Source organism: Deinococcus aquaticus (assembly GCF_028622095.1).
Taxonomy (GTDB): domain Bacteria; phylum Deinococcota; class Deinococci; order Deinococcales; family Deinococcaceae; genus Deinococcus; species Deinococcus aquaticus.
Genome location: NZ_CP115166.1, coordinates 45926 through 71220, shown reverse-complemented (window position 1 = coordinate 71220; position 25295 = coordinate 45926). Strand labels below are relative to the sequence as shown.

General features: G+C 71.3%; 18 protein-coding genes. 9 read left to right on the top strand and 9 right to left on the bottom strand.

All coding sequences use genetic code 11. The annotated features are described in order from the left end of the window. Positions 1-38: 38 nt before the first annotated feature. From M8445_RS15315 to M8445_RS15285, 7 genes are all read right to left on the bottom strand, one after another. The gene (locus M8445_RS15315) at positions 39-2201 is read right to left on the bottom strand and encodes an Agd3-related carbohydrate-binding protein (RefSeq protein ID WP_273991163.1); all 2163 of its coding nucleotides are present in this window, start codon (positions 2199-2201) and stop codon (positions 39-41) included. A gap of 82 nt (positions 2202-2283) precedes the next feature. Beyond that, positions 2284-3183 (bottom strand): NAD-dependent epimerase/dehydratase family protein, encoded by a 900-nt coding sequence (locus tag M8445_RS15310; protein ID WP_273991162.1) that lies wholly within the window; start codon positions 3181-3183, stop codon positions 2284-2286. After that, positions 3183-3920, bottom strand: coding sequence for a nucleotidyltransferase family protein (locus M8445_RS15305; protein ID WP_273991161.1), 738 nt, complete (start codon positions 3918-3920; stop codon positions 3183-3185). The genes M8445_RS15310 and M8445_RS15305 overlap by 1 nt, the downstream gene beginning before the upstream one ends. A gap of 97 nt (positions 3921-4017) precedes the next feature. Further along, positions 4018-5043: an NAD-dependent 4,6-dehydratase LegB gene (locus M8445_RS15300; protein WP_420704113.1), complete on the bottom strand. Its 1026-nt coding sequence runs from the start codon at positions 5041-5043 to the stop codon at positions 4018-4020. A 5-nt stretch (positions 5044-5048) separates the two neighbouring features. Continuing rightward, positions 5049-6566, bottom strand: a complete 1518-nt coding sequence (locus M8445_RS15295; protein WP_273991159.1) for a hypothetical protein — start codon at positions 6564-6566, stop codon at positions 5049-5051. Continuing rightward, positions 6563-8023 (bottom strand): GT4 family glycosyltransferase PelF, encoded by a 1461-nt coding sequence (gene pelF / locus M8445_RS15290; RefSeq protein ID WP_273991158.1) that lies wholly within the window; start codon positions 8021-8023, stop codon positions 6563-6565. The genes M8445_RS15295 and pelF overlap by 4 nt, the downstream gene beginning before the upstream one ends. A 282-nt stretch (positions 8024-8305) precedes the next feature. Next, a complete protein-coding gene (locus M8445_RS15285) occupies positions 8306-9325 on the bottom strand; it encodes a LacI family DNA-binding transcriptional regulator (protein ID WP_273991157.1) in 1020 nt (339 codons plus the stop codon). A gap of 318 nt (positions 9326-9643) precedes the next feature. On the opposite strand from M8445_RS15285, the gene M8445_RS15280 reads away from it, so the two are divergent. Genes M8445_RS15280 through M8445_RS15255 form a run of 6 tightly spaced genes read left to right on the top strand, consistent with a single transcriptional unit; the run spans position 9644 to position 17494 of the window. After that, positions 9644-12130 (top strand): glycoside hydrolase family 3 C-terminal domain-containing protein, encoded by a 2487-nt coding sequence (locus M8445_RS15280; RefSeq protein WP_273991156.1) that lies wholly within the window; start codon positions 9644-9646, stop codon positions 12128-12130. Then, positions 12127-12957, top strand: coding sequence for a sugar phosphate isomerase/epimerase family protein (locus M8445_RS15275; protein ID WP_273991155.1), 831 nt, complete (start codon positions 12127-12129; stop codon positions 12955-12957). Before M8445_RS15280 ends, M8445_RS15275 begins: the two co-directional genes overlap by 4 nt. After that, a complete protein-coding gene (locus M8445_RS15270; protein ID WP_273991154.1) occupies positions 12948-14078 on the top strand; it encodes a Gfo/Idh/MocA family protein in 1131 nt (376 codons plus the stop codon). Before M8445_RS15275 ends, M8445_RS15270 begins: the two co-directional genes overlap by 10 nt. A gap of 19 nt (positions 14079-14097) precedes the next feature. After that, entirely contained in the window at positions 14098-15267 is a 1170-nt protein-coding gene (locus tag M8445_RS15265; protein WP_273991153.1) for an MFS transporter, read from the top strand. A gap of 38 nt (positions 15268-15305) precedes the next feature. Then, positions 15306-16310 carry a sugar phosphate isomerase/epimerase family protein gene (locus tag M8445_RS15260; protein ID WP_273991152.1) on the top strand — a complete coding sequence of 335 codons (1005 nt, stop codon included), beginning with the start codon at positions 15306-15308 and terminating at the stop codon, positions 16308-16310. Then, complete coding sequence (locus M8445_RS15255; protein ID WP_273991151.1) at positions 16310-17494, top strand: Gfo/Idh/MocA family protein; 1185 nt, start codon at positions 16310-16312, stop codon at positions 17492-17494. Before M8445_RS15260 ends, M8445_RS15255 begins: the two co-directional genes overlap by 1 nt. 245 nt (positions 17495-17739) lie before the next feature. Here M8445_RS15255 and pstS read toward each other — a convergent pair whose 3' ends face one another. After that, positions 17740-18768 (bottom strand): phosphate ABC transporter substrate-binding protein PstS, encoded by a 1029-nt coding sequence (gene pstS, locus M8445_RS15250; RefSeq protein ID WP_273991150.1) that lies wholly within the window; start codon positions 18766-18768, stop codon positions 17740-17742. 177 nt (positions 18769-18945) lie between these two features. On the opposite strand from pstS, the gene M8445_RS15245 reads away from it, so the two are divergent. Continuing rightward, positions 18946-21543 carry a UvrD-helicase domain-containing protein gene (locus M8445_RS15245; protein WP_273991149.1) on the top strand — a complete coding sequence of 866 codons (2598 nt, stop codon included), beginning with the start codon at positions 18946-18948 and terminating at the stop codon, positions 21541-21543. 34 nt (positions 21544-21577) lie between these two features. On the opposite strand, the gene M8445_RS15240 is transcribed toward M8445_RS15245, so the two are convergent. Continuing rightward, positions 21578-22603 (bottom strand): LacI family DNA-binding transcriptional regulator, encoded by a 1026-nt coding sequence (locus M8445_RS15240; RefSeq protein WP_273991148.1) that lies wholly within the window; start codon positions 22601-22603, stop codon positions 21578-21580. Between the two features lie 269 nt (positions 22604-22872). On the opposite strand from M8445_RS15240, the gene M8445_RS15235 reads away from it, so the two are divergent. Further along, positions 22873-24207: an ABC transporter substrate-binding protein gene (locus M8445_RS15235; RefSeq protein WP_273991147.1), complete on the top strand. Its 1335-nt coding sequence runs from the start codon at positions 22873-22875 to the stop codon at positions 24205-24207. Positions 24208-24374: 167 nt separating this feature from the next. Then, positions 24375-25295 carry a carbohydrate ABC transporter permease gene (locus M8445_RS15230; RefSeq protein ID WP_273991146.1) on the top strand — a complete coding sequence of 307 codons (921 nt, stop codon included), beginning with the start codon at positions 24375-24377 and terminating at the stop codon, positions 25293-25295.

Sequence of the window (25295 nt, the reverse complement as noted above, 5' to 3'; positions counted from 1 at the left end):
TTCATGGTAACCGGCCGGTCAGTGCGGGGGGCCGCAGGTCAGCGGGGCGTGACGGGCACGTCGAGGCTGCCGCTCAGGTCGTAGCGGGCGGCGCGGTCGGTGCCGTACAGCGTGCCGCTACTGGCCCCGCTCAGCGTGACGGGAACGGTCCCGGCGCTGCTGGTCAGGCGGACGGTTCCGGCGCTGCGGTTCCATGTGCCGCTCAGGGTTCCGGCGGCGCTGGCTTTCACCTCGGCCGTGTGACGCCGCACCTGGGCTCCCAGGTCATCCCAGCGCAGCGTGTTCAGCGGCAGTTTGCTGTAGGTGCTGTACTTGACGAGGGCGGCCTGCACCCAGTCGGTGGCGAGGCTCTTGCCGCCCGCGTACTGCCGCAGGTTCGGCTGGTGCATGAAGTGCGGGAACGGCGTGCCGTTCAGGATGTGCGTGAGGGCCTGATCGCTCTCGCGGTCCAGGAATTCCGCGTAGGTCAGGTTCCGGTCCCAGTACGGGAACAGGCCGCCCGGCCCGTACAGGCTGTTGTAGAAGGCGGTCGCCTCGTCGGGCGTGGTCACGTGGTACGCCACGCTGTTCGGCCAGCGGGGCACCAGGAACACGCCGGGGTTCAGCGGGTGAGGCACGCCGCAGGTGGGGCACTGCGCGTCCCACTGGCTGGCGACGCTGTGATCGGACGCCAGGTAGGTCACGCCGCTGCTGACGGCGGCCGACAGCAGGTTGGGGTTGCTGCGGCCCAGCCCGAGGTCCTGTTTGGGGCCGGCGGTGCCGTCGTCGTTGCGGGTGCCGTCGTCGGTGGGGTCCATGAAGCCCAGGCCGCTGTGCTCCCCGGTGACCAGAGACGCGCGGCTCATGTTCAGGCCCAGTTTCGTGCCCACGCTCAGGTTCTGCTGAATCTGCGTGGTGGCGGTGGAAAGCGGCATGACGTCCATGCGCTGGTGGTCCAGGGTGTGGTTTACCCAGTCGAACTGGGTGTTCAGGCAGCGGGCCACGCTGCTGAGCAGGTCACGGGTCAGCCAGGGCGAGTTGGTGCACAGCGTGGGCACGGCCGTGTTCGCGCCGCCCCCGTTGAACATCAGGGCGTACCGGAAGTTCGGGGCGGCCGGGTAGTTGCTGCGCAGGCGGTCCTGCTGCGTGCGGACGTTCAGCAGGTCGGAGCCCGACAGGCGGAACGGCGCGGTGAGGGTCAGGGCGCTGGTCAGGTGATCGCCTTCGAGGAACACGTCGTCGATATCCACCTGCAGGAACCGGCGGTGCTCGCCGAGGTGCACGCCGCGCGTGAGCCACTGCGCCAGGCCCCGCCCCAGCAGCTGCGAGTGCGTCAGGTACGGGTTCTGCGCGCTGGTCAGGATCAGGCGCTCGCGGCCGTCGGCGCTGGTACTCGTGGCGGCCAGGACGCGCCCGGACGGGTCGGTCGCCAGGACCTGCGTGCTCACGCCGGGGACGCTCTGCAGCGCGGACGGGTAGGTGTACGAGTACGTGACGGGAATCGCGGCGCCCTTGAGGTCACTGAACACGGCCTGCCCGGCGGCGTTCAGGCGCAGCGAGGTGGTCGCAGTCTCGGCGCCCGCCACGTACCGCAGGCCGTAATCCTCGGGCACGCTGCCGGGCGCGCCGTACAGCGCCAGTTGCCTGACCCGGAAGGTCCGTTCGTACTCGAACAGCGTGTCCCACTCGGCGCTGTCCAGCGCACTCGGGTACGTGCCGTTCCCGGCGTCCATGATCAGGGCGCTGTCGGTCAGGATGACGCCCTGGTAGCGGCCGCTGCCGTCCGGGGCGATCAGGGCCGCCGTGTCCAGGGGCGTACGGCTGGCGTCCAGCACGTCGTAGGGAATCCCGGACTGATCCAGCAGGGCGCGCGCCGTCCCGATCCCGTAATCGCTGGGGCCGCTGCTGAGAATCAGGACTTTCAGGGCCAGCAGGTTCGGCTGCACGTTCGCCGGGAGCGTCTGCACCCGCAGGCCGGGCGCGACGGTCGCCGGGCCCAGGACCGCGCGGCTGGGCAGGCGCGACCGGTCCGGTCCGGGCGCGGCCAGCGCGTGATCCCCATGACCCGCCGCGCCGTTTCCCCCCGCGCCGTGTCCCCCCGCGTCGGCCACGCTTCCGGAAGAGGTATCGTCGGTGGAGACGGCGGGCGTGCTGGCGGGGCGTCCGCAGGCGGCCAGTGTCAGGGTCAGGAAGGTCAGGGCCAGCGTGGTGGGTCGGTTCATGGGGCGTCTCCTGTGAGGCGGTGCGGGAATGGCCGGTGACAGAAGGGGGGGGCTGGAGAAAACGTGGCGCAGTCGAACGCCGTCAGGCGGGCATGGGTTCCTGCAGCAGGGCGCGCAGGCTGTCCCCGAAGGAGTGCCGGGCGCGGAAGCCTGAGGCGTGCAGGCGGGTCAGGTCGGCCCGCTGGTAAGGCACGTCGCCGCTGCGGGGGCTGCCCGGCGCGTCCTCCAGCAGTTCGCCGTGGTACCCGAGTTGCGCGGCCAGTCCGGTGACCAGATCACGCACCGGGCGGGCCTCGCCGCTGCCCACGTTGATCACGTCGGGCAGGGTCGGCACCTCTGCATGCAACTGGGCCAGCAGGTGCAGGGCGGCGCGGGCGGCGTCGCGGGCGTCCACGAAGTCACGCCGCGCGCCCAGCGGCCCGAACCGTACCGATTCCAGGCCCAGCCGCGTGGCCTGACGCAGTTCGCGCGCCGCGCGGCCCGGCAGGGTGCCCTCGCCGATGCCCTCGCCGAGCGGGTTGGTCAGGCGCAGCGCGGCGGCGCGCACCTGCCCTTCCTGCACGGCGCGTTGCAGCGCCTGCGTGCCGCGCAGTTTGCTCTGCCCGTACGGCGCGAGCGGGCGGGCCTCGTCGGTTTCGTGGGCGGCGTGCCCGTCTTCCGTGCGGCCGTACTCGGCGGCCGAGGCGAAGGTCACGAGCGGCACGCCCGCGCGCCCGGCGGCGCTCAGGGCGGCGCTCAGCAGGTGCACGTTGGCGGCCTCCAGTTCCTGCTCACTGCCGGCGGTGCGTCCGGCCGCGTTGATCACGCCGCCGCTGCCGCGCAGCAGGTCGTCCCAGGCGGCGCGGTCCAGGCCAGTCAGGTCAGGACGTCCGGCTGCGTGCGGACTGGGCACCCGCACGGCCTGACCCGCCCCGCGCAGCGCCGCGACGACGTGCCGGCCCAGGAATCCACCGGCGCCCAGCACCACGACCGGCCCGGTCATCAGTCGGCCGCGCTGAGGTTCATGTGGGGCAGCAGCACGTGCTGCATGGTGCTCCACTGCTCGTTGGCAGTGTCGTAATCCTCGGGCCGGCCGATGTCCAGCCAGTACCCGCCGAACAGGTCGCTGCCCGGCAGTTCCCCGCTGTCCAGCAGGTCCAGCATCAGGGTATCGAAGCCCAGCACCTGCCCCGGCTCGTAGCGGCGCAGGGTCTCGCGGGTCATGGCGTACACGCCCATGCTGACCTGGAACGGCACGCTGGGCTTCTCGCGGAACGCCACGATCCGCTCCCCGCTCTCGTCCACGTCCAGCACGCCGAACTCGCTGCGGATCTCGCGGCGGTACGTGGCGACCGTGACCGGCGCGCTTCCCTGGGCGTGGCGTTTCAGGAACGCGCCGTAATCCAGGTTGGTCAGCACGTCGCCGTTCATGATCAGGAAGGTCTCGGGCAGGCTGCCTAGCAGGTTCAGGACCGGGCCGATGGTGCCCAGCGGCGTGACCTCGTCGGTGTAGTCCACGTTCAGGCCGTAGCGGCTGCCGTCCCCGACGAACGCGCGGATCAGGTGGCCCATGTGCCCCACGGCCAGCGTGACGCGCGCGAACCCGTGGGCGCGCAACTGGTGCAGCACGATCTCCAGGATCGAGTACGTGTCGCCGATCGGGACGAGCGGTTTGGGAACGCAGGTGGTGTAGGGGCGCAGGCGGGTGCCTTTTCCTCCGGCGAGAATGACTGCGTGCATGGGGGCACTCCTTGTCCCACGGGGTCGCGGTGGGCGCGGCGAGAGAGGCGGGCGCGGTCAGGCGGGCGGATCAGTCCGGTCAGTTCAGTCAGTTCAGTCAGATGGTGTACTCGCCGACGCGGTAGCGGGCGAGGTTGGCGGCGTTCGTGAACCACTCGGCGGTCTGGCGCAGGCCCTCTTCCAGCGGCACGCGCGGCTCCCAGCCGGTCAGGGCGGTCAGTTCGCTGTGATCGGCCAGCAGGCGCATGACCTCGCTGCCCTCCGGGCGCAGGCGGGCGTCCTCCTGCGACACCTGCAGCTCGGCGCCCATGACCTGACCGATCAGGCGGACGGTGTCTCCGACGCTGATCTCGCGGCCCGACCCGGCGTTCAGGGTGCGGCCCAGCACCTCGGGGCCCGCCTCGCCCACGGCGCGGAAGGCGCGGGCGGTGTCGGCCACGAAGTTGAAGTCACGGGTGGGGCGCAGGTCGCCCAGGCGGATCTCGCGCTGCCCGGCCGCCACCTGACTGATGATGGTCGGAATGACCGCGCGGGCCGACTGGCGCGGGCCGTACGTGTTGAAGGGCCGCAGGGTCACGACCGGCAGCCCGAAACTCAGGTGGTAACTCTCGGCCAGTTTGTCCGCGCCGATCTTGGTGGCCGAGTACGGAGACTGCCCCTGAAGTGGGTGCGTCTCATGGATGGGTACGGTGCGGGCCGTGCCGTACACCTCGCTGGTGCTGGTGTGCACCACGCGGGCCGTGCCGAGGTCACGGGCGGCTTCCAAGACGTTCAGGGTGCCGGTCACGTTCGTCTCCACGTACGAGCGGGGCGCGACGTACGAGTATGGAATGGCGATCAGCGCCGCGAGGTGGTACACGGTCTGCGCGCCGCGCATCAGTTCCCGCACGCTCCCGGCGTCCCGCACGTCACCGAGCTGCACCTCGACGTGTTGCATGACGTCTGGGCCGACCTGATCGAGCCAGCCGTACGAGCCCTGCGAGTTGTAGATCGCCATGGCGCGCACGCGGTACCCGGCGCGCACGAGTTCCTCGGTCAGGTGCGAGCCGATGAAACCGTCCGCGCCGGTCACGGCCACCAGCGGGCGGGAAGAGGCGGAAGTCTGCGGGGCGGCGGGGGCCATCTGGGTCATCGGTAACTCCGGGGGTCAAGAAGGGTGCGCAGGGACAGGGCGGTCAGGAACGCACAGACGGCCAGCAGCGTGCCGGCCAGCAGCGGCGAGGACAGCGGGATCAGCGGCGAGGCGAGCAGCGCCGCGAGCAGCAGCCACAGCCCGGTCAGCAGCGGCAGTTGCCGGTGGTTGGCCAGCCACGCGCTGAGCAGCGTGGCCGCGCCGTACGTGGGCACCAGCGTCCAGGCGTCCGGGTGCGCCTGCGCCCACGCGGGAATGGGCAGGTTGGCCGCGAGGTACACCCACGCGCCCAGCACCAGCGCGTAGGTCGCGGCGGCCACCAGCAGGGTCGGCAGGCCGCTGCGGCGCAGCGCGCGCAGACTCAGGCTCCGGCGGGCGGCGTGCTGAAGGCGTTCCTGCACGTGCCACACGCCGGCTTCCAGCAGCCCGGTGCTGAGTACCAGGGGCAGCAGCGTCCACGCGCCCAGCCGCCCGGTCAGCAGCACGAAGGTCAGCGCCAGGGACCAGCCGTACGCGGCGTGCCGCAGGTGCGGGCGCAGCGTGGCCCAGCGGGCGGGCAGCGTGCCCGGCGCGCGGGTCACGTTCAGGGCGGTCAGCAGCGGCACGAAGGCCAGCAGCAGCAGCGCGACCACCGCGCCCGGCCGGGACGGTTCGGCGTACACGATCCCGGCCGCCAGCAGCGGACTGGCGAACGCACCGGCAAACTGCCCGGTGCGCCGCAGGGCCAGCAGCACCCCGGCCGCGCCGGTGGAGAGCGCCACGGCCCCCCCGACGGCCGCGCCAGACGCGATCACGCCCGGACTCAGGGCGTCCGCCCCGGCGCTCAGGGCCGCCACGACCGCGCCGCCGATCAGGCCGATCACGCCGCTGAGCAGCGTCGCCAGGCGCAGCGCGCGGCCCGGCACGGCCAGCGGCTCGGCGTAGCGGACGCCCGCGATCAGCATGGTCCAGCCCCACCCGAACGCCGCGGCGAACGCGAACGCGGCGCCCGCCCCGCTGCCCATCTCGCGCGCGACCAGCAGGCCCGACAGGCCCGGCAGCAGGTACAGCGGCCCACGCAGCAGGGTGTGCCACGGGAACGCCGGAACGGACTGCGCGGCGGGCCGGTGCAGGGCGCGTCCGGTGCCGCGCTGCCGGTACAGGCGCTCGGCCGCGTCGAACAGCCCGCCCGTGCCGTAGCGTTCGCGCAGGACCTCGTCGCCCAGCCCGTCGGCTTCCAGGTACGCGGCGATCTCCTCGGCGTCGATCACGCGTTCGCGTTCCGGGGCGAGCGTCAGGTCGATCTCGCGCAGGCGTTCGGGCAGCGTGCCCGGCGACGGCGCCGCGCCCCACAGGCCGGAGCCTGCACGCACCGCGCCGGGATCGGTCTGCGTGTCGCTGCCCGGCGTGTGCCCGGTCTGGGTATGCCCGTGCAGCGTGTGCCCGGAGAGGGTCAGTGAACCCGGCGTGCCGCCGATCAGGGTGCGTTTCACGTTCGGGTACCCGCCCTCGGGCGGCAGCGCCTGTCCACTCACCGGACTCCCCCTGCCAGGGCCGCCGGGTACGCGCGGCGGTACGCGATCAGGCAGCCGTCCAGCGTGAACAGTTCCATGACCCGCTCGCGGGCGGCCGCGCCCAGCCGCTGGCGCAGCGGCGCGTCGTCCAGCAGGCGGCCCAGGGCGCTGGCGACGCCCATCACGTCGCGGGGCCGGACGATCAGCCCGGCGTTCCCGACCGCCTCGGGCACGCCGCCCACGCGGGTCGCGACCGGGGGGCGGCCCATGGCCATCGCCTCGATCACGGTGTACGGGAAGCCCTCGCTGACACTGGTCAGGGCCACGACCTGCCCGGCGCGGTAGGCGTCCGTGATGTCCGCCACGCGGCCCTCGAAGGTCACGCTGCCCTGCAGGTTCAGCTGGTTGGTCAGGTTCACGCAGCCCTGCGCGTAGCCCTCGTTTCCGGCGGGCGTGCCGCCGAACAGCCGCAGTTTCGCGTCGGGCCGCTGGCGGCGCACCAGATCGAAGGCGCGGATCAGGGTCTCGATGTCCTTCAGGGGGTCGATGCGGCCCACCCAGCTGACGACCGGCTCGTCGGGTTCCAGTTCGGCGGGCGGGAACACGTCCGGGTCGATGCCGTTGTACACGCACTCGATGCGGTCCGGGTGCGCGCCCAGGCGCTCCTCCCAGCGGCGGTTGTACTGCGAGCCGGGCAGCACCAGCGCCGCCTCGCGGTAGGTGAGGCTGCACAGCAGGCGGTAGAAGCGCAGCAGCATGCCCTTGAACCCGGCCGAGTACCCGGCGCGGCGGAACTCCAGGTAGCGCTCGCGCATGTACACGCCGTGCTCGGTCAGGATGAACGGCGTGCCGTGCGTCCACAGGCCGTTCAGGGCCAGCAGGCCCGCGAAGCCGTTACTGACGGCGTGCCCCACCTGCGCCAGCGGCGCCGGGCTGCTCAGGGGCCGCAGGGCGTGCTCCAGCCACACCTGCACGTCCAGCACGTCGGCCACGCTGGGCGTGGGGAGTTGCGGGTCGCCGGGCGCGCGGTCGCGGCGCTGCCGGGCCGCGTGGTCACTCCAGAGGTCCAGGGTCAGGGTGGTCACGCGGCTACCTTCCAGCGTGGCCGTGAACCCGCCGCTGCGTCCCAGGACGCTCAGGGCGTGCAGCGCCGCCCCGAAGCGGTCGAGGTCCAGGGTGCACAGCGCCGTGATCATGGACGCGTACGCCTCGGTCAGGCGGCGCTGCCACGCCGGGTCACGCGGCCCGGCGCGCGGCGCGTCGCCCCACAGGGGAATCTGCGCGGCGCGCACGTTGCCCGGCAGGTCCAGCGCCGGGCGGTCGTACGGCAGGCCCGAGATGGCCCGCACCTCGAAGGTGTGATCCTCCAGGCCGCGCACCAGCTGGTCCACCCATACGCTGACCCCCCCGTGCGCCTGCGGGTAGGTTCCCTCGGTGTACAGAGCGACACTCAGGGCAGAATTGACAGGTTGACTCATCACGTTGAACTCTCCGGACTGGAGACGGTGCGCCACCTTCCACACGGTGTGAGGAAGCGAACAGACTCCCGCCTCTGGTGAGGAAAATCATACACTTTTCTGGGCGTTTCGTGAAAAAAGCGCAGTTGCTCATTGCTGATGCCCCCAGTGGGGGAGCAGCACCCACACGGAATAAATAGGCTGCCGGTCAGTCTTGGCTGGCTGCCTCCCGGGTGAACCTGTGACGGTCATGAGAAGCTGGCCGTATCCTTCACGCCGCCGTGAACCCCGCCCGGCTTTGTCTCAGGATTCGCGGCCTGCTGCGCCTGCGGCAGCTGCCGGTCCCAGCGGCGGGGCGGTAGAGGCCCGCACGATCAGCTCGGTGGGAAAGGGCGCGGGCGGCCCGGCGGGCGGGTCCTGACCCTCTGCGAGGCGCACGATCAACCGGACCCCCTCGGCCCCCATCTCGCGCAGGGGCTGGCGGACGGTGGTTAGGGCCGGGCGGGCCTGCGCGGCCATCGGCAGGTCGTCGAAGCCGATCACGGACAGGTCCTCCGGCACCCGCAAGCCCAGGTTCTGAAGGGTGTGCATGACCCCCACGGCCATGGCGTCCCCGGACGCGAAGATCGCGGTGGGCGGGTCCGGCAGGGCCAGCAGGCGGTGCGTGGCGTCCTCGCCGCTGCGTTTGCTGTAATCGCCGCTCTGCACGTACCCGTCCGGGACGCTCAGCCCCGCCGAGCGCATGGTCTGCCGGTAGGCGTCCAGGCGTTGCGGGGCGTCCTCGCCCACGCCGGGGGGGCCGTACGGGACGGCGGAACCGGCCAGACGGCGGTGGTGGGCGTCCATGCCGCTGATGAACGCGATACGGGTGTGCCCCAGTGAGATCAGGTGCTGCGTGGCGGCCCGCGCGCCGCTGGCGTTGTCCACGGTCAGGGGCCAGTCGGAGGGGCCGTCCACGCTGACGAGGTGGGCGGGCAGGTGCGGGAAGCGCTCCCGCACGTCCGGCGGCGGCTGGATCAGCAGCGTTCCGGCGGACAGGCTGGCCATGGGGGAGAGGTCGCTGGCCGTGCCGGACCCGGCCATCAGGACGATCAGGTCGTAGCCGTACTCCTCGGCGGCCTGCGCGGCGCCCATCAGGACCTCGGTGGCGTACGGGAGGTTCTGCTGGCGGGTCAGGACGCTCAGCAGCCGGGCCCGGCCGCCGGCGAGGGCGCGGGCCAGCGGGTTGACCTGATACCCGGTCGTTTCGATGGCGGCCAGCACGCGCGCGCGGGTCTGTGGGCGTACGTTGGGTTTGTTGTTGATGACGTTCGAAACGGTCATGGGCGACACCTGGGCGTGCCGGGCGACGTCGGCGAGGGTGGGGCGTGAGGGGGTCAGGGAGGGCCTTCCTTGGCAGTGAGAGGTGATTTGCGTTCCGGCGGGGACGGGGAGTAGATTATAGCGGTACAAATACCCCGATCCCGTCTGGACCCACCTGCCCGGTGCCCGTGGTCCACGCCCCGAATCCCTCCGGGGACCCCCGGCCCGCTCACAGAATTGTAGCGCTATAAACTACCCCGGCAGACCGCTTTCCCTCTCCTTCACCCTCCGTTCCCCCGCCCACCCGGCCTTCCATTCCGCCCGACCAGAGGACCCCCCATGCCTGACTTCCCCAACCCTGCCGGTCCTACCCTGGACCCCGACACCCTGCTGGACCAGATGACGCTGGAAGAACAGGTCTCGCTGCTCTCGGGCGCGGACTTCTGGCGGACCGTCCCCATTCCCCGCCTGAACATCCCGGCCCTGAAAGTCAGTGACGGCCCGGCCGGCGTGCGCGGCGGCGGCCCCCTGGTGGGCGGCATGAAAACGGCCGCGTACCCGGTCGGTATCGCGCTGGGCAGCACCTGGAACGTGGACCTGCTGCGCGAGGTGGGCGCGTCCCTGGCGCGCGAGGCGCTCGACAAGGGCGCGGGCGTGCTGCTCGCCCCGACCATCAACGTGTTCCGTTCGGCCCTGAACGGCCGCAACTTCGAGAACTACGCCGAGGACCCCGTCCTGACCGGCCGGCTCGCCACCGCTTACGTCCAGGGGCTTCAGGACAGCGGCGTGGCCGCCACGCCCAAGCACTTCGCCGGAAACGAGTCCGAGTACCAGCGCGGCACCATCAGTTCCAACATCCCCGCGCGCGCCCTGCGGGAACTGTACCTGCGGCCCTTCGAGATGGTCGTCCGGGACGCCGACCCCTGGGCGATCATGACCGCGTACAACCGCCTGGACGGCGTCTACTGCTCCGACCACCCGTGGCTGCTGGACACCGTACTGAGGAAGGAATGGGGCTTTACCGGGCTGGTCATGAGCGACTGGGGCGGCACGCACTCGGCCGGCCTGAGCGTGCGCGCCGGCCTGGATCTGGAGATGCCCGGCCCCGCCAAAGCCCGCGCGGGCCTGCTGGAAGAAGCGCAGCACGACCCCGCCACAGCCGCCGCCGTGCGGGAACGCGCCCGCGCCGTGCTGCGCCTCATCGAGCGCACCGGCACCTTCGCTGCGCCGCGTGACGTGCGTGACAGCGCCGAGAAGGACACCGAGTACCCCGAGACCCGCGCCCTGATCCGCCGCGCCGGGGCCGAGGGCATGGTTCTCCTGAAGAACGCGGGCCTCCTGCCCCTCCCGGCTGGCGCGAGCGTGGCCGTGATCGGCCCGAACGCGGCGGTTGCGCAGGTCATGGGGGGCGGCAGCGCGCAGATGAACGCGCACCGCCGCGTCTCCCCGCTGGACGGCCTGCGTGAAGCCCGGGGCGCGGGGGCCGTCACCACGGCTGTGGGCTGCGAGAACGACCGGTACCTGCCGGTGCCGCAGGTGCCGGTGCACATCACGTACCGCGCGCAGGACGGCACGGACGTGACCGCCACCGACGCCCGCGAGCAGGCCGAGGTGCTGTGGTTCTCGTACCCCGAGGGCGTGGACCGCCAGCACTTCCACGCCACCCTGACCCTGACCGTGCAGGCCCCCCAGGACGGCATGTACGAGTTCAGCCTCGCCAGCGCGGGCCTCAGCCGCCTCAAGGTGGACGGGCAGGCTGTCGTGGACAACTGGGACGCCTGGGCGCCGGGCGCCACGTACTTCGGCTTCGGTTCCGACGAGGTGCGCGGTGCGCGCTCCCTGACCGCCGGGCCGCACGAACTGACCGTGACCTTCGTCCCCAACGACTTCGACAACGGCATCGCCGGCTTCAACGCCGTGCGCATCGGCTTCCGCGCCGAGCCGGACGAGGGCAGCGTCGCGCAGGCGATTGCCGTGGCCGCGCAGGCCGACTACGCTGTGGTGTGCGTCGGCACGAACGGCGACTGGGAAACCGAGGGCGTCGACCGCTGGGGCCTGGACCTGCCCGGCCGCCAGAACGAACTGGTGGACGCCGTGCTGGCCGCCAACCCGAACACCATCGTGGTGCTCCAGACCGGCGGTCCCGTCACCATGCCGTGGCTGGACCGCGTGCCTGCCGTGGTGCAGGCCTGGTTCCCCGGGCAAGAGGCCGGGCACGCCATCGCGGACGTCCTGTACGGCCACGCGGAGCCCGGTGGGCGCCTGCCGCAGACGTTCATCGCGTCCCTGAAAGACGACCCCACCCATCCCCTGAACCCGGACGTGCAGTACCCCGGTGTGGACGGCCGCGTGGAGTACGTCGAAGGCCTGTACACCGGTTACCGGCACGTGGACCGCTCAGGCATCACGCCGCTGTTCCCGTTCGGCTTTGGCCTGAGCTACACGACCTTCGAGGTCTCCAACCCGCAGCTCAGCGCCGCCCGCATCGCCCCCGGCGAGACCGTCACGGCCAGCGTGCAGGTGAAGAACACCGGGGACCGCGCGGGCAGCACGGTCGTGCAGCTGTACGTCCACGACCGCGCCAGCCGTCTGGAGCGCCCCGGGAAGGAACTCAAGGCCTTCGCCAAGGTGCACCTGAACCCCGGCCAGATCGCGGCCGTCACCCTGCCGCTGGGCATGCGCGACCTCGCGTACTACGACGACACGGCCAACGCCTGGGTGGCCGAGGCCGGCGATTTCGACGTCCTGATCGGGCAGAGCAGCGCTCACCTGCCGCACACCGTCCGCCTCTCGCTCAGCACCGACTGGAAGGAACCCACGCAATGACCCAGCCCAGCACGGTCCAGCCATCCACGACACCAGGAACACTGTCCGTCCAGCTGTACACCTTCCGCGACGCCTACGCCGCCGACCCCGCCGGCACGATTGCCCGCATCGCCGAACTGGGCTTCCGGTACATCGAGCCCTTCGGCATCGGAAACCACGGCCTGCGCAACGCCGACAAGGTCAGCCGGGCGCAGGAGCTGCGCGCGCTGCTGGACGCCCACGGCCTGAAGGCCCCCACCGCGCACACCGCCGCGCCCATGGGTGAGAACGCCGAGGCCGTGCTGGACGCCATCGGGGCGCTCGGCGCGACCCTCCCCGTGATCTCGTGGCCGGGCGAGGTGCCGGGCTTCGAGCGCGACGTCATGGACACGAAGGACGGCACGGAACGCTTCGCCGACGCGCTCAGCGAGGCGTCCCGTCACGCGCAGTCGCGCGGCCTGAGCCTCGGCTACCACAACCACTGGTGGGAGTGGAGCTGGTTCGGGGACCAGTCCGCGTACGACCTGCTGCTCTCGCGCCTCGACCCGGCCGTGTTCCTGGAGATCGACACGTACTGGGCGCACACCGCCGGGCAGGACATGCCCGCCCTGATCCGCCGCCTGGGTGAGCGCGTCCGGGCGCTGCACCTCAAGGACGGCCCCGCCACGCCCGACGCCGACCAGACACCGCTGGGCACCGGGACGGTCGATTACGCCGCCGCCATCGCCGCCGCGCCGCAGGCCCGCTGGCACATCCTGGAGATGGACCGCACCGCCGGGGACGTGTTCGCCGAGGTGGGCCAGAGCGCCCAGAAACTCATTCAGGAGGGACGGTCGACATGGGAGTAAGTGCATCAGAAGGGCCGCAGATCATTGGCATCATCGGTACCGGGAACATCAGCGCCGCGTACCTGAAGATCGCGCGTGACCTGAACCTGTTCCGCGTGAAAGCCGTGACTGACATGGACTCGGCGCGGGCCGCCGAGGTCGCCGCCGAATACGGCGTCCAGGCCATGACCCTGGAGGGCCTGCTGGCCGACCCGGAGATCATCGCCGTCGTGAACCTCACGCCGCCCGGCGCGCACGCCGACGTGAGTCTGAAAGCCCTGAACGCCGGGAAGCACGTGTACTCCGAAAAACCCCTGGCCGTCGAGCGCGAGGACGGGCAGAAGATCATGAACCTCGCCGCAGCGAAGGGCCTGCGCGTCGGCTGCGCGCCCGACACTGTCCTCGGCGCGGGCATCCAGACGGCCCGCGAGGTCATCGACGCCGGGCGCATCGGGCGGCCCGTCGCCGCGAACGCCTTCATGATGGGCAGCGGCCCGGAATCCTGGCATCCCAACCCGGACTTCTTCTACCAGCGCGGCGCGGGGCCCCTGTTCGACATGGGCCCGTACTACCTGAGTGCCCTGGTCACCCTGCTGGGCGGCGTGCAGAAGGTCAGCGCCACGACCACCAAGGCGTTCGAGCAGCGCCCCATCACCAGCCAGCCGCGCGCCGGGGAGTTCATCACCGTGAACACGCCCACGCACGTCGCCGCGAACCTCACGCTGGACGGCGGCGCGGTCGTCACCCTCATCACGTCCTTCGACGTGCCCGGTAGCGACGTGCCCCGCATCGAGATCCACGGCACCGGGGGCACCCTGAGCGTGCCCGACCCGAACACCTTCGGCGGCCCCCTCAGGATCCGCCTGCGGGGCGAGAAGGACTGGACGGACATCCCCCTGACCCGCCCCTTCGCGGACAACGCGCGCGGCATCGGGCTGGCCGACATGCTTGCCGCTGCCCCCGGCCAGCCGCACCGCGCGGGCGGCGACCTCGCCCTGCACGTGCTGGACGTCATGCACACCATCCTCGAATCCGCCGGGCAGGAAAAGACCCTCGCGCCCCGCACGACCGCCGAGCGACCCGCGCCCCTGGACGCGCCGCCCGCGTGGTTCACGGTTCCCGCGCCCGTCGGCGGGGACTGAGTTGACCGGCGCCGGGGAGATGAACCTGCCGCAGGCCCGGTGGGCGACCATGGCCGCGTTCTTCATCAACGGCGGGGCCATGGCCGTGTGGGCCGCGAACATCCCCTCAGTGCGCGAACAGCTGCGCCTGAGCGAGACCACGCTGGGCTTCGCGCTGCTGGCAATCGCGGTGGGCAGTGTCGGTGCGCTCTCCATCGCGGGCCGCCTGAGCGCCCGGTATGGCAGCCGCCCGGTCATCATCGCCACGGCCATCCCGACCATCCTGCTGGTGCCGGTCCTGATCGCCGCGCCCAACCTGCCCGTGCTGGTGCTGACGCTGCTGGCCTTCGGCTTCTGCCTCAGCCTGATGGACGTGGCGATGAACGCCCACGGCGTGATGGTGGAAGGTCGGCTCGGGCGGCCGATCATGTCCTCGCTGCACGCCCTGTGGAGCGCCGGCTCGCTGGTGGGGGCGGGGGGCGTGGCGCTGCTGCTGCGCACCGGCCTGACGCCCCTGACCTACGCCGCGCTGGCCGCCGCCGTCCTGGCGGCGCTGGCGCTCGTGGCCCTGCCGCGCCTGCTGCCCTCGGCACTTGACCGGGGCGCGGTAGGCGACGACCGCCCCACCTTCGTCCTGCCGCGCGGCCCGCTCCTCGGTATCGCCGCGCTGGCCCTGCTCGCCTTCGTGGCCGAGGGAGCCATCGCGGACTGGAGCGCCGTGTACATCCGCGACGCGCTGAACACGGACCGTGGGCTCGCGGCGGGCGGTTTCGTCGCCTTCAACCTCGCCATGTTCGCCGCGCGGCTGCTGGGTGATCCTCTGCGCGCCCGCTTCTCGGCGGTGGCCCTGCTGCGCGGCGGCGGCGTCCTGGCCGCGCTGGGCATGGCCGTAGCGCTCCTGGCCCAGTCCCCGGGCGTGGCCTTCGTGGGCTTCGCCCTGACTGGCCTGGGCCTCTCGAACGTCGTGCCGGTGCTGTTCAGTGCCGCCGGCGCGCTGCCCGGCGTGTCCGCCGCGACCGGTGTGGCCGCTGCCGCCTCAGCCGGGTACGCCGGATTCCTGATCGGGCCGCCCGTGATTGGCGTGCTGGCCGGCGTGATCACCCTGAAGGCGGCCCTGCTGCTCGTTGTGGTCTTCGCGGCCCTGATCGCCGTAGCTGCCGGCACGGTGCGCCACGCCCGGCCCGTCGGCGCGGCCCCCGCCTCCCATTGACTCCACCGTTCATCGCCCCTTCCCCTGGAGGTTCCCGTATGCCCCGTCCTGTCACCCTGTTCACCGGCCAGTGGGCCGACCTGCCCCTTGCCGACCTCGCGCCGCTGGCGAAGAAGATGGGCTACGACGGCCTGGAACTCGCCTGCTGGGGCGATCACTTCGACGTGCAGGCCGCCCTCAAGGACGACTCGTACGTGAGAGAAAAGCGCGACCTGCTCGACAGCCACGGCCTGCAGTGCCACGCCATCAGCAACCACCTCGTCGGGCAGGCCGTGTGCGACCCCATCGACGCCCGGCACCGGGCCATCGTGCCCGCGCACGTGTGGGGCGACGGTGACCCCGAGGGCGTGCGCACGCGCGCCGCGCAGGAGATCATCGACACCGGGCGCGCCGCCGCGAAGTTCGGCGTGCAGACCGTCAATGGATTTACCGGCAGTAGCGTGTGGCACAGCCTGTACGCCTTCCCGCCCACCGATCAGGCGTACTGGAACGCGGGCTTCGAGGACTTCGCACGCCGCTGGACGCCTATCCTCGACGCCTTCGACCAGGACGGCATCAACTTCGCGCTGGAAGTTCACCCGACCGAGATCGCGTTCGACCTCGCCACCGCGCAGCGCGCCCTGGACGCCGTGAACGGACACAAGCGCTTCGGTTTCAACTACGACCCCAGCCACCTCGGGTACCAGCACGTGGATTACGTGCGGTTCATCCGGCAGTTCGCGGAGCGGATCTTCCACGTGCACATGAAGGACGTCTGGTGGGGTCACGGCAGCGGTGAGGTCGGCGTGTTCGGCGGGCACACCGACTTTGGGGACGCGCGGCGCTACTGGGATTTCCGCTCGGTCGGGCGCGGCGACATCCGCTTCGAGGACATCATCGTCGCCCTGAACGACATCGGCTACGCCGGGCCCCTCAGCATTGAGTGGGAGGACGCCCGCATGGACCGCGTGCACGGCGCGACCGAGAGTGCCGCGTACGTGCGCCGGCTCGACTTCCCCGGCTCGAACGTGGCCTTCGACGCGGCGTTTTCCAGGGATCGCTGATGCCGCGCCCCCTCAAACTCGGGATGGTCGGCGGCGGGCAGGGCGCGTTCATCGGGGCGGTGCACCGCACGGCCGCGCGGCTGGACGGGCAGTTCGAACTGGTGGCCGGGGCGCTGTCGGGCACGCCGGAGAAGTCACTCGCGTCCGGGCGTGAGCTGGGCCTCCCGGACGACCGCTCGTACCCCACGTGGGAGGCGATGCTGGCCGGCGAACTCGCCCGGCCGGTGGGGGAGCGCATCGACGTGGTGAGTATCGTCACGCCCAACCATCTGCACTACCCGGTGGCGCGGGCCTTCGCGGCGGCCGGGATTCACGTCATCTGCGACAAGCCGCTGGTGCACACGGGCGAGCAGGCCAGCGACCTGCTGGCCGTGGTCAGGCAGTCCGGCGTGGTTTTCGCGGTCACGTACAACTACACCGGCTACCCCCTGATCCGCCACGCGCGGGACATGATCGCGGCGGGTACGCTGGGCGAGATCCGCAAGGTGATCGTCGAGTACCACCAGGGCTGGCTGGCAACCAATCTGGAGGCGGAGGGCAGCAAGCAGGCCGACTGGCGCACCGACCCGGCCCGCAGCGGCGTGGCGGGCGCGGTGGGTGACATCGGCTCTCACGCCATGAACCTCGCCGAGACCGTCACCGGACTGCGCCTGGAGGCCATCTGCGCGGACCTGACCACCTTCGTGCCGGGCCGCCGCCTGGACGACGACGGCAGCGTCCTGCTGCGCTTTGCCGGCGGCGCACGCGGCGCGCTGCTGTGCTCGCAGGTCGAGGTCGGCGAGGAGAACGACCTGCGCCTGCGCGTGTACGGCACCCAGGGTGGCCTGAGCTGGAGTCAGGAGAACCCCAACCGGCTGGAATACACGCCCCTGGACGGCCCCCGGCAGGTGCTCACGCGCGGGCAGGGTTACCTGAGCCCCGCTGCGCAGGCCGCCACGCGCCTTCCCGCCGGGCACCCGGAGGCGTTCCTGGAAGCGTTCGCGAACATCTACGCGGGCGCAGCCGAAGCCATCCGCGCCCGCCAGGAGGACCGCGAGCCCGACCCGCTGATCGCCGTCTACCCCACGCTGGAAGACGGCGCGCGCGGCGTGCACTTCATCGAGAAGACCGTGCAGAGCGCGGGAAGTGACCAGAAGTGGACGGACGCCCGCTGGAGTGCGCCGCCCGTCACTGCGCCGGACTGATACGGACTCCGATTGAATGGTTTGCCAAAACCGTTCAATCCGAGCGGAGCGAGTGGGAGCAGAGCGGATTCCGGGCGTGGAGTTGGCAACCCGGCGCAGTTCCGGGTTGTTAACGAAACAGACGGAATCCGTATGACACAGGTCGCGCCCGCGAACGGCAGAGAACAGGCAGCCCACCTCGCGGGGACTGCCTGTTCTCTGCTGTTCTGTGCAGGGCCAGGGATCCGGGCCGCTGCGTCAGGGGTTCAGAATTTCTTGCCGTCGAAGGTCATGCTGGCGATGATGCTCTTGGCTTTCGCGGCGGCGTTGCTGGGCAGCTCCGAGTAATCGAGCGGCTCGTTGTACTTCTGACCGGTCGTGACCATCCACGTCAGCAGTTTCTTCAGCGTCTGCGCCTGTGCCAGCGTGCGTCCGGCGTACTTCTGCTCCTGGTAGAAGATCACGTACGTGAAGCTCGCAATCGGGTACGAATCAGGATTCGCGCTGTTCGTGATGCTCACCCGCGTGTCGGCCGGCATGACCACACCCTTGGCAGCCAGCGCGGCGGGACCGTTGTCGGCCGTCACGAACTTACCGGCGCGGTTCTGCACGCTGCCGAACGGCAGTTTGTTCTGCTTGGCGTACACCAGTTCCACGTACCCGATCGCGCCGGGCGTGCTCTTGACCACGCCCGCGACGCCGTCGTTCCCCTTGGCGCCCGTACCGACGGGCCACTGCAGGCTGTTGCCGGTGCCGACCTTGCTCTTCCACTCGGAGGAGACCTTGCTCAGGTAGTCGCTGAACACGAACGTCGTGCCGGATCCGTCGCTGCGGCGCGCGACCGTGATGGGCAGCGGGGGAATGCTGACGCCGGGGTTCAGGGCGGCGATGGCCTTGTCGTTCCAGGTCTTGATCTTCCCGAGGTAGATGTCGGCCAGGACTTTCCCGGTGAACTTGAGGGGCGTGGTGACGCCGGGCAGGTTGTACGACGGCACGACGGCGCCGATGGCGGTGGGGATGTGCAGGAGTTTGGCGGGGGCGGCCTTCATGGCGTCGTCGCTCATGGGGTTGTCGCTGCCGGCGAAGTCGACGGTGCGTTCGGTGATCTGTTTCTGTCCGGCGCCGCTGCCGACGCTCTGGTAGTTGACGGTGACGCCGGCGTCACTTTTGTACTCGGCGAACATCTTGCTGTACAGCGGGAAGGGGAAGCTCGCGCCGGCACCCGTCAGGGCGCCCTGTGCGGAGGCGCTGCTGACGGTTGCGAGGGCCATGGCCAGGAGGATCGTCTTCTTCATGCCCTGATGCTGACGGGTGGGCGTCATGGGATCGTCAGGCGCCGCCGGGCAACGTCAGGCGGGCGTGGGGGCCGGGTCAGGTTCAGGGCAGCGGGGGCCGGGACGCAGGGGCCGCGACACACGGGCCGGGACGCACGGTCCCCTCCCGGCGCGGCATGATGGGGGCCGGCGCCGCCCATGAACACCGACCCGACCCCGCCCACCCCTTCTGCCGACGCCGAGCACCCGGCGTGGCGGCCCGTGCCGCCGCACTTCACGGCGCAGCAGCGGGCGGTGGTGGGAGCCGTGCGGGATTCCGGGCGTCACCTGATGATCCGCGCGACGGCCGGGAGCGGTAAGACCACCACGCTGACCGAGGCCGCGTGGCACGCCGGGCCGCGCAGCGTGTACTTCGTGTACAACCGGCACGCCACGGCGGGCGTCGCGGGCCGCCTGCCGCCCGGTCTGCCCGTGCGGACGCTGCACGCTCACGGGCTGGGCCTGCTGTACCGGGGGCACCAGCCCGGCCGGGCGGGGGGGGCGGTTCAGGCGGGCGCCGTGGACCACGCCCCGGACCTGCAACCCACCAAGACCGCCCGCCTGCTGAGCGCGCCGCAGGACGGGGAAGGCCCGGCGCTGCTGCCCGCAGCGGTCACGGCCGCCGATCAGGCGTGCCTGCGCGCGGTGCTGTCGGCCCTGACGCGCGCCTGGGACACCTGCCGCGAGCAGATGCTCGACCCGGCGGACCCGGATGACCTGGCGTTCCTGTCGGGCCTGACCGGCTGGCCGTCCCCGGACGCGCACCCGCAGGTCACGCCGTCCCTGCGCGCCGTTCTCAGTCCCGGCGGGTCGGCCGCCCTGCTGCGCGGGGCGCTGGCCCTCCTGCCGGACCTGAGTGCTGCCGCGTACCGCCAGAGCGGCCTGATTGATCACACCGACATGCTGTGGCTGCCGCTGCACCTGGGCCTGGGGCGCGGCGCGGTCCGCACGGCCATGGTCGACGAGGCGCAGGACCTGACGCCGCTGCGGCAGGCGTTCGTGCGGCACGTGACGGGCCTGCGCTCGAAACAACCGGGCCGCGTGATCCTGTGCGGCGACCCGGAGCAGGCCATCTATGCATACGCGGGCGCGGACCCGCAGGGCCTGGCCCGCATGGCCCGCGAACTGGGCGCGCAGGAGTGGCCGCTCAGCGTGTCGTTCCGCTGCGCCCGCGCGGTGGTCGGCGCGGCCCGCACCGTGAGCGATTTCATCACGGCCGCGCCCGGAGCGCCGCGCGGCGCGGTCGAGCACCTGAGTGCCGCCGACCTTGAGGTCCGGCCCGGCGAGGCGGTCCTGTGCCGCCTGAACGCGCCCCTGCTGCGGCTGGCGCTGGACCTGCTCGCGCGCGGCGTGCGGGTTCACCTGACCGGCCGGGACCTCGCCGGGCGGCTGCTGGACGTGGCGGGGGCTGCGCTGCCGCCCACCTTCACCCGGCAGGAGGCCGACGACGGCCTGAGCGCCTACCTGGAGCGGCAACTGGAACCTCTGCGGCGCGCCGGGGAGCAGTCCGCACGCGCCCGCCGCGCCGCGCAGGACCTGCGGGACCTGTGCCGCTGCGCGCTGCTGCTGGCCCGCCGCGTGACCCGGCGCGGCCCGGCCCGTCAGGAGGACCTGCGGACCCTGCTGGCGCGGCTGCACGCCCCGCCTGCCGCCGGTGGGGACGCCGGGGCGGTCACGCTGAGCACCGTGCACCGCGCCAAGGGCCTGGAGTGGACGCGCGTGACGGTCCTGCACCCGGAACTGATGCCGCTGGGAGGCGGGGACCCGCAGGAGGAACGCTGCGTGCAGTTCGTGGCGTTCACGCGCGCCCGGCACACCCTGCGCCTCGCGTACGGCGCAGAAGCCTGGGCGCAGGGGCTGCGCGTGCCCACCGGTCCCGACCCTGACCCGGACGCGGCGGACCCACCAGACGAACCGCCGGGCGCTGCGGCCGCACCTGCTGGCGTGCCGGCCGGCCTGCCGGGCCGCCGTGTCCTCACGCCGCGCCCGCCCGCGCCGCCCGGCTGGCAGCCGCCGACCCTGACGGCCCGCACGGACGGCACGCCCACCTGGGTCGCGCCGGACGTGCCAGAAGCAGCGGCCTTGCCAGCTGACCCTGCGGGCGGCGCGTCCGCCGGGCACGAGGCGCTGCTGCGGGCGGCCCTGCGCGCCGCTCAGCGCGCCCCGGCGCTGCCTGACCCCCTGCCGCCGCTGACGCTGCCGGACGACCGGGACTGGCCGCTGTTCGGCGGGCCGGACCTGCTGGACGCCCCGGACCTGCGCGCCCGCCTGAACGCGCTGGCCGGGGACGCCCGCGTGACCCTGCGCGAGTGGGCGACCCTGAGCCTGACCCGGCTGGACCGCGCGCTTGCCAGCGCCAGTCACGGAACGACCGGCGACCGGCCGGCCAGTGACGCGCCGGCAGGTAACGCGCCGGTAGGTAGCGGGCCGGCGGGTGACGCGGGAACCGTGCGTGTGCGCGTGCAGGCCGCCACGCTGCGGACCCTGGAAAGCGCGGCGGGCCGGGCGCGGCGGGCCGTTCCCGCCTTCCGCGAACCGGCCGGGGACAGCGTGCGGGTGCTGGTCATGGAGGGCGGCGTGGCCCGCGAGGTGTTCGGGACGCTACTGCGCGCCGGACCGCGCGTGATCTCGGTGCAGGTGGCCGGGGAAACGCGGCGCTTTCACGCGCGGACCGGCGAGCCGCTGGACACGCCGTTTCAGCCGCTGGGCACACACCTGCCAGGGCCGACGCTGACCGCGCTGCGGCCCGCTGATTGACCCGCCGTCCTGAACCGGGCGCGGCGTGTGAAGGTTAGCCTGCCGGTTCCCGGGTGGGGGGCGGTGCGGTGCTGCCGCGTTCGATCAGGCGGGCGGGCAGCACGGCGTGCGTGCTGACGGGCGTGCGGCCTTCAAGCTGCGCGAGCATCAGGTGCGCGGCCTGCCGGGCCATCTCCTCGACCGGTTGTTCGAGGACCGTGATGGGCGGCTCGACCAGGGCGGTCCAGGGGTAGTTGTCGAAGCTGATCAGGCTGATGTCGTGCGGAAGTCGCACGCCGCGTTCCCGTAGCGCGCGGTACGCGCCGGACGCCTGCGTGCCAGTCAGGGCCAGCAGCGCGGTGGGCGGCCGGGGCAGGTCAAGCAGGTCGTGGGTGAGGCGGTAGGCGCTGTCCTCGGTGAGGAGCGTGACGCGGCGGTACTCGGCGGGGACGGTGAGGCCCAGGTCGTTCATGATTTCCGGGAAGGCGCGGCTGCGTTCTTCCGGGTGCGTGAGGGGGTCGTAGGTGCCCAGCGCGGCGATCCGGCGGTGGCCGAGGGCGTGCAGGTGCGTGACGGCCTGCCGGACGGCTCCGGCGTTGTCGAGCATGACGCTGGGCAGGTCGTTCTGCGGGTGGTGGTAGTCGTACTCGGTGATGGCCACGCCGCGTGAGATCAGGCGGCGCAGGTACTCGTGGCTTTCGGTGCCGTACCCGGGGCGCAGCAGGATGCCGGCGACGCGCTGGCCGTACAGGCGGCGCAGTTCGGTGAGTTCGCGGGCGGCGCTGTACTCGTTCTCGGTGATGATCAGGGTGTGGTCGGCTTCGGCCAGAACGTGGGCGGCGGTGCGGGCGAACTGTCCGAAGAACGGTTCGAGGATGCTGCCGACGATCAGGCCGACGGTGCGGCTCTGGCCGCCGCGGAGGCTACCGGCGCGCTGGTCGGGTTCGTAGTGCAGCTGGGCGATGGCCTGCTGCACGCGGGCGAGGGTGTCGGGCGTGAGTTTGTCCGGTTCCTTCAGGGCCCGTTTGGCGGTGGTGGGGGAGACGCCGGCGAGCCGCGCGACGTCCTGGATGGTGGACACGCCGGTCAGTGTATGTCAGGGGGGCGGAGGCTGCAACGAAAGACCAGCCTGATGGACTCGTGACCATTTTCACGAATCATGAGCTGGATCTGAACTGTAGACAAAGACAACCCGGTGTGGTTCACTGATGGACACGAGACCATTCAATTCAGTTTCAGGTGGAGCGGCCACCTGAACCGCCCAGCACACCCGGTGCCCGGCGACCGCCCCGACCCGCTTCCTGCCCGCACGCCCTGACCGGCGGCGCGGACCCCCGGAGGACCCTGCCCATGCGCCGAACCCTGATGCTCAGCCTCGCCCTGACCGCCGCCACCAGCACCGCGCACGCCGCCAGCACCATCACCATCGCCACCGTGAACAACCCCGACATGGTGACCATGCAGAAACTCACGCCCGAATTCAACAAGAAATACCCCGACATTCAGGTCAAATGGGTGACGCTGCCCGAGAACGAACTGCGCCAGAAAATCACCCTGGACGTCGCGTCGGGAGCCGGCTCCTTCGACCTCGCCACCGTCGGCGCGTACGAGGTGCCCATCTGGGCCAAGAACGGCTGGCTCGAACCCCTGACCCCCCTGTTTGCCAAGAACCCCGCCATCGCCAGGAGCTACAACCTCAACGACATCCTGCCCGGCGTGCGCGGCGCCCTGACCGTCGGCGGGAACCTGTACGCCGTGCCCTTCTACGCCGAGAGCTCCATGACGTACTACAACAAGGACCTGTTCAAGGCCGCCGGCCTGACCATGCCCACCCAGCCCACCTGGAACCAGATCCAGACCTTCGCCAGCAAGGTCCACAACCCGGCCAAAGGCGTGTACGGCATGTGCCTGCGCGGCCTGCCCGGCTGGGGCGAGAACATGGCGCTGTTCACCACCATGGTCAACACCTTCGGCGGCCGCTGGTACGACAACAACTGGCAGGCGCAACTGAACACCCCCGCTTGGAAGAACGCCATGACCTTCTACGTCAACCTGATGAAGAAGTACGGCCCCCCCGGCGCCACCGGCAACGGCTTCACCGAGAACCTCACCCTGATGAGCCAGGGCAAGTGCGGCATGTGGATCGACGCGACCGTCGCCGCCGGCTTCCTCAGCGACCCCAGCAGCAGCAAGATCGTCAAGTCCGTCGGGTTCGCCAAGGCCCCCGTCGCCACCACCGCGCGCGGCAACAACTGGTACTGGAGCTGGAACCTCGCCATTCCCAAGGCCACCAAGCAGGAAGACGCCGCCTTCAAATTCCTGACCTGGGCCACCAGCCAGGAGTACATCGCGCTGGTCGCCAGAACCAAGGGCACCTGGGCCAGCGTGCCCCCCGGCACCCGCACCAGCACCTACAGCAACGCCAACTACAAGAAAGCCGCCGGGGCCTTCAGCTCCCTGGTCCTGAGCTCCATCAACTCCGCCGATGTCAACCGCGCTACCAAGGACCCCGTGCCGTACACCGGCGTGCAGTACGTCGCCATTCCCGAATTCCAGGCGCTGGGCACCCAGGTCGGCCAGTACCTCGCCGGGGCCCTGAGCGGCCAGACCACCATCGACCAGGCCCTCAAGCAGGCGCAGGACGCCGCGCAGAAAACCGCCCGGGACGGCGGCTACCAGAAGTAACAGCCGTTTCCGTGGGGCGGGCAGGGGAGACCGGGGGGGGGGCAGTCCCCCCTTCGCCCCCCGCCCGCCCCACCCTTGTGCCCTCCCCTTCTGCCGGGCCTGCCCCTGCTGACTTCCGCCGCTTCCGAGCCTCCCTGCCCGTCTCTGCCTTCCCAGGAGGTGAACCCATGACCACCGCCGCTGCCAGCACCACCGCTTCCTCCCCCAAGCCCCGGCGCGGGCTGCGCCTGAGCCCCGCCGCCCTGATCTGGCCCGCCATGCTGTACCTGATCCTGACCACGCAGGTGCCGTTCTTCATGACGGTGTACTACTCGTTCTTCCGGTACAACCTCGTCATTCCCGGCGACCGGCCGTTCATCGGACTGGCCAACTACGCCAACCTGCTCAGCGACCCGCAGAACCTGCGCATCCTGGGCAACACCGTCGTCCTGGCGGGCGGCACCCTGATCCTGACCCTGCTGATCGGCGGGGCGCTCGCGTTCCTGCTCAACCGGAACTTCCCGGGCCGGGCGCTGCTGCGCACCCTGATGATCTCTTCGTTCCTGGTCATGCCGGTCGTGACGGCCGTCGTCTGGAAGAACATGCTGCTCAACCCGGTGTTCGGGTTCTTCTCGTGGGTGGTCACGCAGTTCGGCGGTCAGCCCGTCGACTGGCTGGCGCAGTTCCCGATGGCCAGCGTGATCGCCATGGTCACCTGGGAGTGGACGCCGTTCGCCATGCTGATCCTCCTGACCGGCCTGCAGAGCCTGCCCGACGATCAACTCGAAGCCGCCCGCCTGGACGGCGCGAGCCCGCTGCAGGAGTTCCGGCACATCGTGCTGCCCCACTGGACGCAGGCCATCCAGGTGGTGGTGCTGATGGAAACCATCGCGCTGCTGCAGGTGTACGGCGAGATCTACGGGTCCACGTCCGGCGGTCCCGGCGTGGCCACCACCAACCTGCCGTACTTCATCTACCAGAAGGCGTTCGCCGAGTACAACATCGGTCTGGCCAGCGCCGCCGGGGTCATCACGGTCGTGCTGACCAACCTGCTCGCCGTTTTCCTGCTGCGCGCCATCAGCCGCACCAGCTCCAGCCAGGGAGGCTGA

Coding starts and splice junctions, on each gene's coding strand:
- M8445_RS15255 (WP_273991151.1), top strand. CDS start 16,310: ATGCCGCGCCCCCTCAAACTCGGGATGGTCGGCGGCGGGCAGGGCGCG.
- M8445_RS15260 (WP_273991152.1), top strand. CDS start 15,306: ATGCCCCGTCCTGTCACCCTGTTCACCGGCCAGTGGGCCGACCTGCCC.
- M8445_RS15315 (WP_273991163.1), bottom strand. CDS start 2,201: ATGAACCGACCCACCACGCTGGCCCTGACCTTCCTGACCCTGACACTG.
- M8445_RS15310 (WP_273991162.1), bottom strand. CDS start 3,183: ATGACCGGGCCGGTCGTGGTGCTGGGCGCCGGTGGATTCCTGGGCCGG.
- pelF (WP_273991158.1), bottom strand. CDS start 8,023: ATGAGTCAACCTGTCAATTCTGCCCTGAGTGTCGCTCTGTACACCGAG.
- M8445_RS15280 (WP_273991156.1), top strand. CDS start 9,644: ATGCCTGACTTCCCCAACCCTGCCGGTCCTACCCTGGACCCCGACACC.
- M8445_RS15275 (WP_273991155.1), top strand. CDS start 12,127: ATGACCCAGCCCAGCACGGTCCAGCCATCCACGACACCAGGAACACTG.
- M8445_RS15285 (WP_273991157.1), bottom strand. CDS start 9,325: ATGACCGTTTCGAACGTCATCAACAACAAACCCAACGTACGCCCACAG.
- pstS (WP_273991150.1), bottom strand. CDS start 18,768: ATGAAGAAGACGATCCTCCTGGCCATGGCCCTCGCAACCGTCAGCAGC.
- M8445_RS15245 (WP_273991149.1), top strand. CDS start 18,946: ATGAACACCGACCCGACCCCGCCCACCCCTTCTGCCGACGCCGAGCAC.
- M8445_RS15300 (WP_420704113.1), bottom strand. CDS start 5,043: ATGGCCCCCGCCGCCCCGCAGACTTCCGCCTCTTCCCGCCCGCTGGTG.
- M8445_RS15270 (WP_273991154.1), top strand. CDS start 12,948: ATGGGAGTAAGTGCATCAGAAGGGCCGCAGATCATTGGCATCATCGGT.
- M8445_RS15305 (WP_273991161.1), bottom strand. CDS start 3,920: ATGCACGCAGTCATTCTCGCCGGAGGAAAAGGCACCCGCCTGCGCCCC.
- M8445_RS15265 (WP_273991153.1), top strand. CDS start 14,098: ATGAACCTGCCGCAGGCCCGGTGGGCGACCATGGCCGCGTTCTTCATC.
- M8445_RS15230 (WP_273991146.1), top strand. CDS start 24,375: ATGACCACCGCCGCTGCCAGCACCACCGCTTCCTCCCCCAAGCCCCGG.
- M8445_RS15235 (WP_273991147.1), top strand. CDS start 22,873: ATGCGCCGAACCCTGATGCTCAGCCTCGCCCTGACCGCCGCCACCAGC.